Consider the following 14,796-nt stretch of genomic DNA (forward strand, 5'->3'; position numbering starts at 1 on the left):
AACGAGGTACATCCTTATGATTCGATTCGGTATCATCGGCACGAACTTTATCACCCATTCATTTTTAGAAGCCGTCCACGAAGTCGAAGGTGCGACCGTTGCGGCCGTCTATTCACGGACAGCGGAGCGGGCGACCGATTTCGCAAAAGAGTATGGGATCGTCCATACGTTCACATCGCTTGACGATATGGCGACGAGCGACGTCATCGACGCAGTCTATATCGCAAGCCCGAACTCGCTCCATGCCGAGCAGGGCATCTTGTTCATGCGACATGGCAAACACGTCCTCTGCGAGAAACCGTTCGCCTCGAACGTCGACGAGGTCAAGCTGATGCTCGAGACGGCGCGCGAGCACGACGTCGTCCTCCTTGAGGCGCTCCGCAACATGTTCATGCCGAACTTCCGAATATTGCGTCAAACGCTGCCTCGCGTCGGTCCCGTCCGGCGCGTCATCTTGAACAAGTCGCAATATTCGTCGCGCTACGACTTGTATAAGCGCGGGGACAACCCGAATACGTTCAATCCCGCTTTCTCTAATGGTTCGCTCATGGACCTCGGCGTCTATTGCCTCGGTCCCGCCTTGAAACTGTTCGGTCGACCGGACGCCGTGCAAGCGAACGCCGTCAAACTCGAGTCGGGCGTCGACGGGAGTGGTTCGGCCATCTTGTCGTATGACGGCATGGACATCATCGTGCTTCATTCGAAGATTCACGGCACGGACGCACCGTCCGAAATCATCGGGGAAGCGGGGCGTATCGTCATCGACGATATCGCCTCACTCGACCGCTTGACGTTCGTCGGGCGCGACGGGACGACCGAGGAACTCGCCACGGAACAGACGACACACATGAAGTACGAGATTGAAGCGTTCGTGCTTATGATTCTAGCAGGCGAGAGGGAGACCGAGATCCACTCATTTGACGACATGCAGTTGCTTGCTGACGTCATGACCGATATCCGGCGCCGCATCGACGTCCGTTATCCGGCAGATGTATAAAAACAAGCCTCGAGCGCGCGCTCGAGGCTTGTTTTATGATTCTTTATTGAGATACAAATGGCGGATAAACAAACCTAGTGCGACCGTCATGATGACGGCCGGGATCAGGCCGACGAGCAGTAATGAACCCATGCGTTCAATCCTTTCTGAGCGCATCGAGGCGCTGTTTCATGTCATCGAACGACTGCCCGTCCGTCAGTACGCTCAGCTCACCGGCGACGAGGTCGTTCACTTCACGGTTCCAAGCAGTGCTGAGCGTCGTCTCGAGCAATTGTAAGTGCGAAGCGGTCCGTTCGGCTTGAGCGGCACCGACTGCTTCGAGCTGTTCCCGGACGGCGGCTTTTAAGCGCGCGCTCAAGTCGTCGCGCAGCTTCGTCCGACCGTCGGCTTCGAAGAATTGATTCGCGTTCTTATAGTGCTTCAACACGGGACGGAACGGGTCCGCTTCGAACGTGACCGGATCGACGGCGTCGCGGAGCCAGTCGATGTCGATGTCTTCTTCGTATGATAACGTCGGCAAGACGGGGCGCAGTTTGAGCGTCTCACGCTCGATCAACCGTTCTGTCTCTTGCTTCAAGAAGCGCTCGAGCCGATATTGGAACACTTGCAGCTCTTGGTGAATGTCATACGCATACTTGTCGAGCGTGCGTGTCAGGGCGCGCTCGAGACTCGCCTTCGAGCCGTCGACTTCGACCGGATGGAACGTCTCCTTGACGAAGTCCGAGAGCCGGAAGAGGGAGCGCGTCTCGAGGTGGGCGAGCAGTTCGTTCACTTCGCGCGTGAACGGGTCGACGAGCGTCGTGACGCTTAATCGGTTGTCGGACTCACGCAACTGTTCGAGTTGTGTGCGATGTGTTTCTTTAACAGTCGCATCTGCTTCGGCTTCGCGTAAGACGTCCTCGAACGCGGTGACGAGAGCGCTCGTCTCGTCTTTGATGCGGACGGCGTTCGCTTGGCGCAGGTCATGGTCGACGAACTGCTCGAGCTTGGCCGAGAAGCGGTCGAAACCATTGTCTCTGCCTTGGATGGCGTTCCGGCTTGAGATTGGCAGGACGGTCGGATTGCGGACGCCGAGCTTCGTCAACTGGTTCGACACGTAATCGGTCACGGCATCGCGTTCCGCGTCATCGGTCGCCAAATCGGACGCGTTGACGAGGAAGAACATGTCATGGCCGCCCGTCCCTTGGACCCGCCCGAGCTGAATGACGAGCTCGCGGTCGGCCTCGGTGAAGGCATGGTTGTAGTACGTCACGAACAGGACGGCGTCGGCGTCGCGCATATAGCCGAACTGTACCTCGCTGTGGCGGTTGAACTGGGAGTCGGCGCCCGGCGTGTCGACGAAGATGATACCGCGCTCGGCCCAAGGGGAGTCGACATATAGCTCGATCTCCTTGACGATGCAACTCTTCTCTTCCTCGGTGACGAACGAGCAGAACGTGTCGTAGTCGACCGACTGCTCACTGCCGAGATAGGACAGGGGAGCGTTCTTGACGGCGTTGACGAACGGGTGGTCGATGCTGAGCGCTTCAAGCGAAGCGCCGTAGCCGTTCAGTTCCGCCTCGAGCTCGTCGCGTGTCTTGAACGTGATCGAGGCGCTCTTATGGGCTTGACCGTTCGGGGGCACGATCTTTGTGATCGAGGCCGTCAACGGGTTCGGCGACGTCGGGAGCACCGTTTCGCCGAGCAACGCGTTCAGCGTCGACGACTTTCCGGACGAGAACGCACCAAAGATGGCGAGCGTGTAACGCTCGGACTCGGCCCGGGCCAACTTATGACGCAACGACTTCACGCGTGACTTGAATAACGGATGTTTCTCTAATATTTCACATACCGCATATTCATACAAAAAATCAAATGAAAAAGCTGTTACATCATCGCCCAAAAGCGAGGTCGACGCAACTTCTTGTTGCTGGTGTTCGACTTGTTTTTTCGGTAACTGGCCGGCCTCTACGTAATGGCGGGTCTCGAGGTCGCCCAACCGGTCTTCCGAGATGTCACGTGTGGCGTAAGTAGAGAGCAGCGCTTGCTTTTCAGCAAGCCGGCGTTGAAGCGCCAGCGTATCGAGCATGTCATATAAGTCGTCTTGCTCGGCCTTGATTTGGTCGATCCGGTTTTTTCCTTCAGCCTCGAGATACGTCTCGACCGAGGTGACCCACGGGTCGGACACTTTCGTCACCCAAGCGGCGAGGGCAGACTCGATGTCACGGCTGAACTGGAGGACCGTGTCGCCACTGAGTGACGCCCCGGCCTTCACTTGCTCGCTGATGAGCGTCTTCGGTGCGGACGGCAATGTGTCGGGACGAGACAAGATCGCTTCTGGCAGCTTCAAGTCACGGACGATGTCCTCGGCGTATTTGATCAAGTGGGGCCGCAAGTTCGTATCAATCAATCGGTTGAACTCTTTGGCGGCGACGTCTTCACGCCGCACACGTTCCTGGCGCGTCTTTTCTTTTGAGAAGAACAGGCCGACTTTGAACTCAGGTGCACAACTCTCCAGGTAATCCCGCAACAGTTCACGGAACTCATAGTTCATGATCGGCGCACTGGCGACAATCGGGGACTGGTGTTTAAAGAACTCACGACGGAACGACTGCAGCCACGTCGATTTCTTCTCGAGTCGCTGGAGCCGGGATTGGATCTCCGCCGTCTGCTTCTCGACGACCGGAAGCTGTTCGAGCGCTGTCTCGATTGACCGTACAGATCGGTCGAGCAACGTGTCGACGAGGAGATTTGCTCGCGCCTCACTCTGCTCTCGGGCCGTCTCGATGACGGCTTGGACGTGGGTCCGGAGCCGGACGACCTCGTTCTCTGGGTGGTCGAGCTCGCGGAGTGAGATGTAGAACATATCGTCCGGATTGATGGTATGACGCATAAACGCCGTCTCGAGCGAGCGTTTGAACGCGTAAAACGGAAGTTCCGTCTCATCGTGCTTGTCGATCTGATTGATGATGATCGAGTAGGGGCGGGCTTCGGCGCTGAACTGTTTCATCAACTGAATGTTTTGCTCCGATTGGACGTGATTGTAGTCCATCATGAAGAACAAATGGTCGGCGAGGAAGAGCGACCGTTCCGTCGCTTGGCGGTGACGCTCATCGGTCGAGTCGATACCTGGTGTGTCCATCAAGACGACATCACTTCCGAACGGGAAGCGCGGTAGCGCGTATTCGACTTCTTTGATCTCTTCGATTTTGCAGTAGTCGCCCAAGTGCTCGAGCTCGTCGGTCCCGAGTCGGATCCAGTCCGTGTCATTGACGGCGACCGAGGCACTTGCGTCACCATTACGGAGCGTGACGATGTTCGCGCTCGTCGGGATCGGGCTCGTCGGCAATACCCCGTCGCCGAGCCAGTTGTTGAGCAGCGTCGATTTACCGGCCGAGAAGTGACCGCAGACGGCAATCCAAATCTCGTCACGCGTCACTTTCCGGAGTGCGGTCCGGGCGAGCCGGGCCGACTCGGTCTCGTCTTGTGTTTCAAATACGTCAGTCAATTGCGCCAGGCGCATGCGTTGTTCGTTCATAATCCCCATCCCCTAATCATGATTCCGTCGTGATCCCGACGCGGTGTCTGATGTATGTTCTGTCTGTCCAGGCGCGAAGCACGAGCTCGGCGACGTCATCCCGTGCGATCGGGCCTGAGTTCAACGTGCCCAACACGTCGGCCGTGATGACGATCTCACCGACAGATTTGCCTTCGATCAATTGCGTCGGACAGACGATCGTGTAGTCGAGGTCGGATGCTTCGAACAGCTCATAGGCTCGGGCGTGGTCCTCGGCTGCGGTCGTCATCGACCGTTTCGACTCACGCGTCTCGAAGCGATAGTTGTCCGAGTCGTGTGCCCGTAAAATGCCGGCTGTGCCGACGATCAAGATGCGTTTGAGTCCTGCCTGTTGCATCGCCGCGATGACGAGCGGGGTGAAGTGCGACAAGACGTTTTGTTTGTCGGTGCCGAGTGCTGACATGACGACGTCAGCACGTTGTATCGTTTCAATGACGGCTTCCTGGTCGGTGGCGTCGCCGATGATGACGTCAAGACCGTCCCTCGGTTGAAGCGGTCGTCTCGTTAATAGGCGGACGTGATGTCCGTCCTCCAGTAATCGTTCAAGCATCCGCATCCCCGTGCGGCCGCTTCCTCCAAATAAAGCAATGGTTGACAAGTAAACCCCTCCCCATCAAGATTAAAGAAAATATCCAACGCCATCATACCACGGAAGCGCTCTCGAATCGGGCAAAATGACCTGACTTCGACCGGTTCGAAGGGCAAATGTTTCACGCACGCCGAAGTCGGCTAAAAAAATTGCATGACGTGTACAAAGGGGGAAGACACTCCGGTGTCGAGAACGTATGAGATTTGGAGCTAGAACGATCAAAACCGGGATTTCTGTCGCCCTGGTGTTACTTATTGCCGAAGCGTTTCAATTTGAACAAATCGTCGTCCCGGCACTCGCGGCCTCACTCGCCTTACTGCCGTCGGTATATCAGACGGGTGTCCGGCTTTTAGAGGAGATGAAAGGGAACTTGATCGGCGCCTTACTGGCCGTGTTCTCGTTGATGCTGACACCGAACCCGACACCGATCGCGATCGGCGTCGTCATCATTATCGCCATCTCGATCCTGCTCTTCTTGAACCTCGAGTCGACGACGCGGACCGTCATCTTGACGACGATCTTGATCATGGAAGGGGCGAGCCAGTCCGACTTGTCGATCTGGATGTTCGCCGGCGAACGTTACTTGCTCATCATGATGGGAATCACCGTCGCGCTGCTCGTCAACGCGTTATTGTTCCCGCCGCGCTATGAACGGAAGCTCGAAGACGAGATCACGACCGTCTTTCAAATGGCGGTCCGGATCGCCCGCTTGTTCTCCGAGACGGAAGGCGGCCGCTCGTCGTTCGAATCGCTCGACGAGACGAAAAAGAAACATCGCGGTTCGAAGACGACGTATGATTATTTCGAAGAAGAGATCAAAGCCAACCGCTGGCTCGAGAAGAAGACGCCGATCTATCGTCGGGCCGTCCTCAAGTCGAAGATGATCGACACGAACAGTGCCGCCATCCACGTGCTCGACAAGTTGTACGACGATTATTTGACGGTCGAACATCTGCCGCCACAACTCGAAGAAGAACTATTGCGCCATATGCGGCACTTGCTGCGTCGGCATGAGCGTTTGTTCTCGGCGTATGAGCTCGAGAACGAACACATCATCGACCGCGAGGAAGACTTGATCCACGAGAACTTCGACTTCGCGAAGTTGATGATTGAGAAGATGCGCGACGAAGAGGAAGAGCTCATCTTGACCGTCGTCCCGCTCGTCGCGGCGATGACGAACTGGGTCAAGGCGATGAACGAACTCGAACGCTACCTCATCACCGAGATGAAGAAGCATAGCGACAACTTGAAAGTAGAACCGCGCAAGAAGTGGTTCTTTGAAGACTAAAACCGCTCTCGTGAACTGAACCAAAAAGTTAGACACTAAATAATTTGTCAGGCGACTTCGAGAACCTGGGTCCGGTATTCCACCGGGCTCAGTTTTTTTGTCGTTTTTTGATGCGACGGTGATAGTAGGAGTCGACATAACGCTCGATCTCTTGTTTGAAATGAGCCATGTCATAAAGAAAGCGTTAGTGAAGTTACAGATGTACCATAATCAGCTGGTTGAACTGCTTTTTGAATAAAAAAAACGCATCAGCTAACTTGGCTTTTAAAAAGTCAGTTAGTTGATGCAATTTTTATGAGCTGAGCTTGTTTATTTTTTATTTTCGTCACGTAAGGGGAGAACCGGGTTGAACCCATGTAATGATCTTGTTCCGATAGACTGGAGAGTAACGCGAGGATACTTTTAAGCTGTTTCGCCCCTTCTTGGATGCTCAAGTGGTTGACATGCCCTTTCTGATCTAATCGGTTCACAAACAGCTCGACTTTCCCGCCGCTTTCAATCAATTCCCGACTGACCAATGCCGTATCCTCTATCAGTTCCTCAAACTTATGATGTAGGCCGATCCCGTTCGAAGCTGACAAATCGAGGTACACCGTGAACATATCTTGATTGACCGGCTGGTACAGTTTCGTTTGCAAGGTGGACTTCTTCGCCGTCGCATACCAATCGATTTGTCTGGACGGTTCATCCTCATAGGGCTTCGAGGAGATTTGTAATAACCGATCTTTAATTGGAGAATATTTAGAGACGCGCTCACCAAGCTTCAGGTGTGACCGGATACGTTGCGCATGAGTACTTGAAATCGATGGATAGACCGTCCAACGTAAAGGGGGAGCCAAATAGAGTGTCAACGTCCCTAACGATAGAGGCAAGCTAATCGTGATGGAGATTTCAGCTACTTCGATGGGTCCCCTTCGATTACCTGTAAGTTCGAAGACGAAATCAGACGGCAGCTCGTCCAATTCGATGATGGATTCCGTATGCCCCTCTAGATTCACGACGTAATGTCCATCCTTCGGCGTACGTATATATGTTTTCGTGCTCATTTCGTTTAACAGGTGCACGTTCGTCAGGTCGAGGGTGAACTTACACCTGTCGTCTTTGAACAGAATCGAGTCGTACTGCCTCCAGGTGACGTCCATTTGTGCAGTCAATCGTTTCGTGTAACGCTCGATGTAAAGACTTGCCGCCAAAAAAACAGCGAGAACGAATGAAAGGATCGAGAGGTACGGCACGAACAATAAGATGAGCATCACTGAAAACAAGACGATTTGGATGCGCTTCTCAAGCAAGAAGAATACATTGGTCGAGATGTTCATCCCGGTCACATGCCCATCTCGACCGGGACCGGGACGGACTCCAAGATTTCTTCCACAACCATTGCCTTCGAGGACTTGATCTCGCCTTCGAGCGTCAGTGTCAACCGATGAGCGAAAACGTATGGGGCCAAGAATTTGATGTCCTCTGGTGTGACATAGTCACGATTGTGGATATAGGCATAACTTTGCGCGGCTTTCGAGAGCGCAATCGTCGCACGGGGGCTGATTCCCGTCTGAACGTTCCGGTGACTGCGTGACGCGGTCGCGATCGAGACGATATAACGTAACACGTCTTTCGAGATGTGAATTTTCATGGCATCTGCTCGATATTGTAAGAGTTGCTCGAAGTCGACATTCGCTAAAACCGTCTTACGGGTCTCGGTGACGGATTCCTCTAGCAATTGAAGTTCGAATTCCTCAGTCGGATACCCTGTATGTAGACACATCATGAAGCGGTCAAGCTGCGCATCAGGCAAAGAGAATGTGCCGGATGATTCAATCGGATTTTGCGTCGCGATGACGAAGAAAGGGGTAGGTAGATGATATGTCTTGCCCCCGACCGTCACCTGTCGTTCTTCCATCGCTTCGAGCAACGCGGACTGCGTACGTGGGACGGCCCGGTTGATTTCATCGATGAGCACGATGTTGGAGAAGATCGGGCCTTGCTTATTTTCAAACTCTTGCGTCTTCAGGTTAAAAAAATCCGAACCGATAATGTCAGATGGTAATAAGTCGGCTGTGAACTGGATCCTTGAAAAGTCGCCATGGAAACTCGTCGCCAATGTCTTTGCCAGCATCGTCTTCCCGGTACCAGGGACATCTTCCAAGAGCACATGTCCGTTCGCCAGCAGCGACGTCACACACAGTTCGACCACTTTCGGGTTGCCCAAATAAACTTGGTTGATTTCATCGATCATCGCACGAATGTTCATCAAGATTTCTCTCCTTTATGGTGTTGTATGTACTGTCTGACAGATACTTTGAAGTCATGAAGTGAGCGCTCGTCGATCACGTCCAGTTCTCCATATCGCACATCGGCATAAGGTTTCACAGATTGTTCGAATCGAATGCGTGCAAACCACTCTGAGACGGTCTCATGTGGTTTTCGTTTTTGAGCGTCGCTCAAGGCGTCATTCAACGCCACGAGTAGTTTTCCAAGTTCGGTATCAGAGGCATAGAAAACGGTTGGTGTGGTCGTGGACACTGTGTTCATGTTGGCTTGCGCTGATAATGGTCTCTCGTCATCTGAGGACAGAGTCGCTTTGCGGCGCCGCTTATCCCACCAATCCCGTACTCGCTTGTAGTACTTGAGAAATAAAATGATCAAGAAAGCTATAACGGCCCATTTCAGGACGTCTGAAGCAGTATTTTGATTCTCACCGGTAATTTTTTTCTCAAAGCGTTCTTTCGACAAAAGGTTATGCCATTTCGGTATATCATTAGTGTCCTCAAGATTCTCTGTTTTTTCCTTAAAGGTTGCCGGCTCACCGTCAATATACCTTGGCTTCCCAGACATGTCTTGTTGGGTGGGACGATCTACAATCATTCCATATAGGAAAGTGCCCCCGATCTTAACTAAAGCGACGATGATCAAGGTCGATATGATGAAATAATACATTCTTCTTTTCTGCATAAACCCTCCTTCATTTTATTCTTCGAAAAGGTAAAAGCATAAATCAATCTTTCAAACGAGTTCAGTAGAGTAAGTTAATTTATACTTAAATATTCCATTATAAAAAAATAATGTCAATAATTGAATTTAAATACATTTAGAGGCTGTTAACCACCAACTTTTTAATTCGTCGTATAATAAAGAAATCTTAAGCGATGCGGAGAGAAGCGAATGCAGACTCATTTACAGCATATGATGAAGTTCTGGAACATCCGCGTCAGGTCCGACGAGTCAGACCTCGATTGGGACAGGTTGAACAGTTTCACAGTATCAAGGTGAAACTTTTTTCAAATAAACGACGTATACTAAAAGAGAGACGGACAACGCGTCCGAACGGATAGGGGGAAACACCAATGTCAGACATAGAAACAGTACCAGCATCACTCAGCGGAAAACTACCGATCGAAGCACGGACCGTGTTCCGGTTGTCTAGCGCCATCTTTTACTTGATCGGGCTCGTCATCACCGGCGGTCTCGTCGTCGCCTCGCTCTATTTTGACTGGCCGACGTGGCTTCAATACACGATGTACGCCTTGCTCGCCATCGATCTTATCTATAGCGCGATCGACATCATCGTGTTCCAAAAGTGGAAACAAGAACGCTTCACGTATGACGTAAAACCGCTCGAGATACGATTGCATCATGGCATCATCACGACACACGACGTGTTGATCCCGATGACGAAAGTGCAATACGTCCACGCCCAGCAAGGGCCGTTGCTCCGGAAATATGGTCTGCAGACGATCACGATTGGCACCGCGGCCGGGTCGCATGAGATCTATGCGATCGAAGAGTCGTTCGCGAAGACGCTCCGTGAACAAATCGCGGTCTACGCCCGGATTGAAGAGGAGGATGTCGTATGACGGAAGCGACGCTCACTTGGCATCGTCTACCGACTCGCGTTTTACTGTTACGTGTATTAGAGGTCATCAAGTCATTTATCATCCCGCTCGTACTGCTATTTGTGATCAATAACGATTGGAGCACGACGTTCGGCATCATCTTGCGCGTCGGGATCTTGCTCTTCCTCTTGCTCGACGTGATCCAAAAGTTCTTCGGCTGGCGCAATTTCCGTTACGCCTTGGACGACAAGACGATGTATATCATCGACGGGAACTGGATCAAAAAAGAGAAGTCGCTCCCGCTCTATAAGATCCAGAGCGTTCATTCGAACAGCCCGTTTCTTTACCGTCTGCTCAGTGTCGTCGAGTTGACGTTCGATACGAACGCGAACAGTGATGACGCCTCGTTCAAATTGGCCGGGGTGCTCCCACAGGAAGCGCAACGGTTAGAGGACATCCTCGACCAATCGCGGCAACGCAAGACCGAGACCGAACCGACACTCGAAGGCGAAGCAATCGAAGCCGTGACGGAAAAACCGGCCGGCGTCATGCTCTATGCCTTGTCGACACGCGAGATCATCATCGCATCACTGACATCGCTGTCGGTATTCGCCATCTTCCCGGTCGCTTCGACAGTCGTGTCCTCAATCGATGACTTCATCAACCTTGATGGAACGTTCAATCAAATCGAGGACTGGGTCGTCCATGCCTCGTTCATCGCGCTAGGATTATCTGTCCTGACGATTCTGATCATGTCTTTAATCATCGGGACTGTCATCAACTTCATGAAGTATGGAAACTTCCACCTCGAACGAAGAGGTGACCGGGTCCGCGTCGAGAAAGGACTTTTGAACCGTTCAGCGAAAGAAATCCCGTATGAGAAGATTCAAGCGATCCGCATCAAAGAAACGTTCATCCGGCGCTGGTTCAATATCGTCGGTGTCGAGCTCGTCGCAGCGGGCACGATGGACGAGTTAAAAGATGAGTCGTCGACGATTCTTCCGTTCGTAAAACGGAACAAGGCGATGGCCGTGCTGAACGAACACTTCAATCAGTTCACATGGGCCGATACGCTCCATCGTCTGCCGACACGTTCGCTTTGGATCAAGTTGATGCGCATCAGTTGGTTCGGTCTCATCATCAGTGGCGTCGTCCTTTATTTCTTCCGCGATTACGCCTGGTGGCTCGTCTTGTTGTGGGCCATCATCATTAGCGGCCGCGTGTTGAACTACATGACGACCCGCTATGCTCGGAACGATGACTTCATCGAGCTTCGGACAGGTGCGTTCAACGTCCGTTCGTTTTTAACTGATAAACCTCGGATCGAACGGGTAGAAGTGACGCAGACGCCGCTCCAACGCCGCTTTGGATTATGTAACGTCCAATTGTCGACGCGCGGCGGTCTCTTATCCGTCGAGTCGATTGAGGACATCCCGCGCCAAGAGGCGGACGCCATGCTCGCCTGGTTCTCACGCTATACAGTAGAGGCAGACATGAAAACATCGGTTTAACCTCAACTCAGACAAACTAAAAAGACGAACCAAGTCGCAATAGGCGATGTGGTTCGTCTTTTTAGTTCGAACAGCTAATAAAAAAGTATGGCGCGTCTGAGCGCTTGCGCGATGTTTTTCATAAAGAGGACTGTGTGGGGGCTTTGGGAAGCACGATCGTAAACGTCGTTTCCCCCGGTTGACTGCTCACATGAATTTCGCCCTCATGCAAATCGACGATAGACTTGGAGATGGCGAGACCTAGACCTGATCCGCCGGTGTAGTGGGCTCGTGACTTTTCGACTCGAAAAAATCGTTCGAACACGAAGGGGAGATCACGGGAGGGGATCGCCTCCTCCCCATAATTCGTCATTTTGATGAAGACCGCTCTATCCGTATCTTCAACGAACGTATCGATATACGTTCCGTTCCGTCACGCCCATAACGCATCGCATTCTCGAGTATATTCTCGAACACGCGCACGAGCTTCAACGCATCGCCTTCAACGCATCGCCTTCAACGATGGGCCGTTCGGCTGAAGAACTGAATCTTGCTTCCATCTCAACTTCTAAGAGACGTAATCGGGACTGCGTGATGAGCTGATTGAGCAATTCATCGAGATGGACCTCGCTTTTTTGTCGGACGATGCGGTCGTTTTGTAGAAACGTATAGTCAAAGATATCGTTAATCAAACCTTTCAGATTGCTCGCGTTCTCATGGATCACTTGGATGTAATGACGCAATTCGACCTCGTCCCGGTAACGGTCACTATGAATCAAGTCAAGGTAGCCGGTGATGGACGTGAGCGGGGAACGTAAATCGTGCGCGACGTTCGTCACGAGTTCGTGCTTCAATCGATTTGCCTGAATCAATTCATACTCTGCTTTTGCCGCACTATTCGAGATGCTGCGGACGGTTGCCATCAACCGGTCTAGCTCTGGCGGGACATCTTGTTCAACCGCATCACAGTTGGCGTGGAGTTCTTCCACAAGTGATGTCATCCGCTCAATATGAAACTGTAAATAACGTTTATGCTCATACTGATAGATCAAGACGAAACAAACGGCGACCATTAAACTATAAAACAGGAATAACACACCTTCACGGAAATAGGAAAGGACGATGACAAGACTTTCCACAAATCGTGAAGACTCCTCAAAGTACCAGACGGCAGGCAGTAAGAGAACGCCGCTCAGTGTGGCGACCCCAAAAGTAATCAACACATATAGCAGACGTTTCCACATGGGGATGAACGTTATGACGCGCCATATATTATGTCTCAATTTTATATCCCACTCCCCACACCGTATGAATGATGACTTCATGTGGCACAACGGAATGTAATTTCTCACGGATGTTACTGATGTGAACCATCACGGTCTGGTTCGTCCCGACGCCGTGCTCTTGCCAGACAGTCTCAAAAATCTCTTCTGAACTATATACCCGGCCTTTATGTGTCGCCAGTAAATATAAAATCTCAAATTCACGTGCCGTCAATCGAATCATCTGCTCTTGCATCGTGACGGTGTGGCTGGCTCGATCAATGAGAAAAGGTCCTGCTAATACGCTTGAGGACTCACTGGGTCGATTGTAATTGGAACGGCGTAGTAATGCTTTAATACGAGCCATCAACTCGAGCGGGTTGAACGGTTTGATGATGTAGTCATCTACACCCGTCGTCAATCCCAATATTTTATCCATATCACCAACTTTGGCACTGACCATGAGGATCGGGATCTGACTCGTCTGGCGCACCCGCTTACAAAACTCAAGCCCATCCATCCGAGGCATCATCCAATCTAAAATAATTATGTCAAACGGTTCTTGGTTAAATAAAGCAAGCGCCATCTCCCCGTCGGTAGCCATCGTCGTGTGATACCCGTCATTCTTTAGATACACATCAATCAGTTCTGCGATTTGGACATCGTCATCCACTAACAAGATTTTTGTCATGCCGAAACTCCCTTGCGAATTAAAGTTGGAAATTCTGATACAAACGTCGGAACGGAGCGTATTGGACGACGAAGCGAACGAGTAGAAAGCCTAAGAGTGCGCCAAGCGCATTCGCCAATAAATCATTCACATCCGTGCTTCGTCCACTGCCTAGTGTCGTACGCACCAATAATTGTGTCAGTTCAAGGATCAGACTAAACTGAAACCCTCGTTTAAGTATTTCTTGTGTCGTGATCGCCGGTTTCAAAAATGGAAGAAAACAGCCGAATGGGAGGAACATCACGATATTCAGCAAAAATGAATGCAAGTCGATGGTCAAAACCGGAATGAAATTAATCGTTCTCCACCATGGGACTTGGTTCGCGTATTTTCCTAAATTGACGTCAATCGGGAAAAAGACGAAGTGAAGGACACCTAATAAGTATATCCCGAATGATAGAAGCAAAATCGTTTGTGCGACTTTTACATTCTTTTTACGAAACGACCAGACGAGTAACGTGATCAATCCGAGAATCGCGAGCGGGATGAGGACGACCTTTGATTCGATTGTGAACATAATTGAATAATCTTGATTATACATGGTTGTAAACCTCCTAAGAATTTGAACTGCCTTTATCGTAGATGACAGTTCTAAAGATTTCTTAAAGGAGTTATAAATGAAATCTAAAAAAAGGCAAAGCGTCTCGCCTTACCCCAAGGTTTATTGAACAATGGACCAGGAAATGAACTCGGATTGTTATCGGGTGACCCAGTGGTTGTTCGTCACGTCAAATTCATCGTTTTCGTGTTTCTAATACTGAAAACCGGGAACAGATATGGTATGATGCAAGTAGAAAGAGACCGGTGCTCGATACACCGGCCTCTGGCTCACAGGCTACCACTTTAAGAGTGGCCCAGCCGCCACAATGGTTAGTGAATCAGAAAGTGACCCATCTCATTGCGCCGAGGGGGTCATTTTTTTGTGCGTTCAGACTTTGCACGATCGGATGATTGGTAGATTACCAAGTGAACAATGATCGGAGCGAGGATCGGGACGATTACGTAATCGCCGACCCAGGTCCATAGTTGTTCCATCCGCACCACCGCCTTC

At 51.4% G+C, this 14,796-nt stretch carries 13 protein-coding genes; 4 read left to right on the top strand and 9 right to left on the bottom strand.

Annotation, left to right across the window (positions count from 1 at the left end; translation table 11 throughout):
* Positions 1–16: 16 nt before the first annotated feature.
* Complete coding sequence (locus EVJ20_RS03455; protein ID WP_131489755.1) at positions 17–997, top strand: Gfo/Idh/MocA family protein; 981 nt, start codon at positions 17–19, stop codon at positions 995–997.
* 136 nt (positions 998–1,133) lie between these two features.
* Here the strand turns inward: EVJ20_RS03455 and EVJ20_RS03460 are convergent, their stop codons facing one another.
* Together EVJ20_RS03460 and EVJ20_RS03465 are read right to left on the bottom strand one after the other, a co-directional pair.
* Entirely contained in the window at positions 1,134–4,514 is a 3,381-nt protein-coding gene (locus tag EVJ20_RS03460) for a dynamin family protein (protein WP_236636155.1), read from the bottom strand.
* Positions 4,515–4,530: 16 nt separating this feature from the next.
* Positions 4,531–5,151 carry an NAD(P)-dependent oxidoreductase gene (locus EVJ20_RS03465; RefSeq protein WP_131507080.1) on the bottom strand — a complete coding sequence of 207 codons (621 nt, stop codon included), beginning with the start codon at positions 5,149–5,151 and terminating at the stop codon, positions 4,531–4,533.
* A 187-nt stretch (positions 5,152–5,338) separates the two neighbouring features.
* Here EVJ20_RS03465 and EVJ20_RS03470 point away from each other — a divergent pair, with 187 nt between their 5' ends.
* A complete protein-coding gene (locus tag EVJ20_RS03470) occupies positions 5,339–6,430 on the top strand; it encodes an FUSC family protein (protein ID WP_071397493.1) in 1,092 nt (363 codons plus the stop codon).
* A 272-nt stretch (positions 6,431–6,702) separates the two neighbouring features.
* On the opposite strand, the gene EVJ20_RS03475 is transcribed toward EVJ20_RS03470, so the two are convergent.
* The 3 genes from EVJ20_RS03475 to EVJ20_RS03485 are packed head-to-tail and all read right to left on the bottom strand — an operon-like array spanning position 6,703 to position 9,382.
* Positions 6,703–7,758, bottom strand: coding sequence for a DUF58 domain-containing protein (locus EVJ20_RS03475; RefSeq protein ID WP_131440665.1), 1,056 nt, complete (start codon positions 7,756–7,758; stop codon positions 6,703–6,705).
* Positions 7,755–8,681 carry an AAA family ATPase gene (locus EVJ20_RS03480; protein WP_131440667.1) on the bottom strand — a complete coding sequence of 309 codons (927 nt, stop codon included), beginning with the start codon at positions 8,679–8,681 and terminating at the stop codon, positions 7,755–7,757. Before EVJ20_RS03480 ends, EVJ20_RS03475 begins: the two co-directional genes overlap by 4 nt.
* A complete protein-coding gene (locus EVJ20_RS03485; RefSeq protein ID WP_131440669.1) occupies positions 8,681–9,382 on the bottom strand; it encodes a hypothetical protein in 702 nt (233 codons plus the stop codon). The genes EVJ20_RS03480 and EVJ20_RS03485 overlap by 1 nt, the downstream gene beginning before the upstream one ends.
* Before the next feature lie 392 nt (positions 9,383–9,774).
* Between EVJ20_RS03485 and EVJ20_RS03490 the strand changes: the two genes are divergently transcribed.
* Together EVJ20_RS03490 and EVJ20_RS03495 are read left to right on the top strand one after the other, a co-directional pair.
* A complete protein-coding gene (locus EVJ20_RS03490) occupies positions 9,775–10,284 on the top strand; it encodes a PH domain-containing protein (RefSeq protein WP_071397497.1) in 510 nt (169 codons plus the stop codon).
* Complete coding sequence (locus EVJ20_RS03495) at positions 10,281–11,774, top strand: PH domain-containing protein (protein WP_131505043.1); 1,494 nt, start codon at positions 10,281–10,283, stop codon at positions 11,772–11,774. Before EVJ20_RS03490 ends, EVJ20_RS03495 begins: the two co-directional genes overlap by 4 nt.
* Before the next feature lie 118 nt (positions 11,775–11,892).
* Here the strand turns inward: EVJ20_RS03495 and EVJ20_RS15370 are convergent, their stop codons facing one another.
* The 4 genes from EVJ20_RS15370 to EVJ20_RS03515 all read right to left on the bottom strand — a co-directional run bounded on the left by EVJ20_RS15370 (position 11,893) and on the right by EVJ20_RS03515 (position 14,286).
* Positions 11,893–12,126, bottom strand: a complete 234-nt coding sequence (locus tag EVJ20_RS15370) for an ATP-binding protein (protein ID WP_131507082.1) — start codon at positions 12,124–12,126, stop codon at positions 11,893–11,895.
* A 115-nt stretch (positions 12,127–12,241) separates the two neighbouring features.
* Positions 12,242–12,976, bottom strand: coding sequence for a sensor histidine kinase (locus tag EVJ20_RS03505; protein ID WP_161568084.1), 735 nt, complete (start codon positions 12,974–12,976; stop codon positions 12,242–12,244).
* A 49-nt stretch (positions 12,977–13,025) separates the two neighbouring features.
* Positions 13,026–13,706: a response regulator transcription factor gene (locus EVJ20_RS03510; protein WP_131505045.1), complete on the bottom strand. Its 681-nt coding sequence runs from the start codon at positions 13,704–13,706 to the stop codon at positions 13,026–13,028.
* A 19-nt stretch (positions 13,707–13,725) separates the two neighbouring features.
* Positions 13,726–14,286 (bottom strand): VanZ family protein, encoded by a 561-nt coding sequence (locus EVJ20_RS03515; RefSeq protein WP_131505046.1) that lies wholly within the window; start codon positions 14,284–14,286, stop codon positions 13,726–13,728.
* Between the last annotated feature and the right edge of the window lie 510 nt (positions 14,287–14,796).

It is taken from the genome of Exiguobacterium sp. SH0S1, from assembly GCF_004337165.1.
Lineage (GTDB): Bacteria > Bacillota > Bacilli > Exiguobacteriales > Exiguobacteriaceae > Exiguobacterium > Exiguobacterium aurantiacum_A.

Coding starts and splice junctions, on each gene's coding strand:
- EVJ20_RS03455 (WP_131489755.1), top strand. CDS start 17: ATGATTCGATTCGGTATCATCGGCACGAACTTTATCACCCATTCATTT.
- EVJ20_RS03460 (WP_236636155.1), bottom strand. CDS start 4,514: ATGAACGAACAACGCATGCGCCTGGCGCAATTGACTGACGTATTTGAA.
- EVJ20_RS03470 (WP_071397493.1), top strand. CDS start 5,339: ATGAGATTTGGAGCTAGAACGATCAAAACCGGGATTTCTGTCGCCCTG.
- EVJ20_RS03480 (WP_131440667.1), bottom strand. CDS start 8,681: ATGAACATTCGTGCGATGATCGATGAAATCAACCAAGTTTATTTGGGC.
- EVJ20_RS03485 (WP_131440669.1), bottom strand. CDS start 9,382: ATGCAGAAAAGAAGAATGTATTATTTCATCATATCGACCTTGATCATC.
- EVJ20_RS03490 (WP_071397497.1), top strand. CDS start 9,775: ATGTCAGACATAGAAACAGTACCAGCATCACTCAGCGGAAAACTACCG.
- EVJ20_RS03495 (WP_131505043.1), top strand. CDS start 10,281: ATGACGGAAGCGACGCTCACTTGGCATCGTCTACCGACTCGCGTTTTA.
- EVJ20_RS15370 (WP_131507082.1), bottom strand. CDS start 12,126: ATGACGAATTATGGGGAGGAGGCGATCCCCTCCCGTGATCTCCCCTTC.
- EVJ20_RS03510 (WP_131505045.1), bottom strand. CDS start 13,706: ATGACAAAAATCTTGTTAGTGGATGACGATGTCCAAATCGCAGAACTG.
- EVJ20_RS03515 (WP_131505046.1), bottom strand. CDS start 14,286: ATGTATAATCAAGATTATTCAATTATGTTCACAATCGAATCAAAGGTC.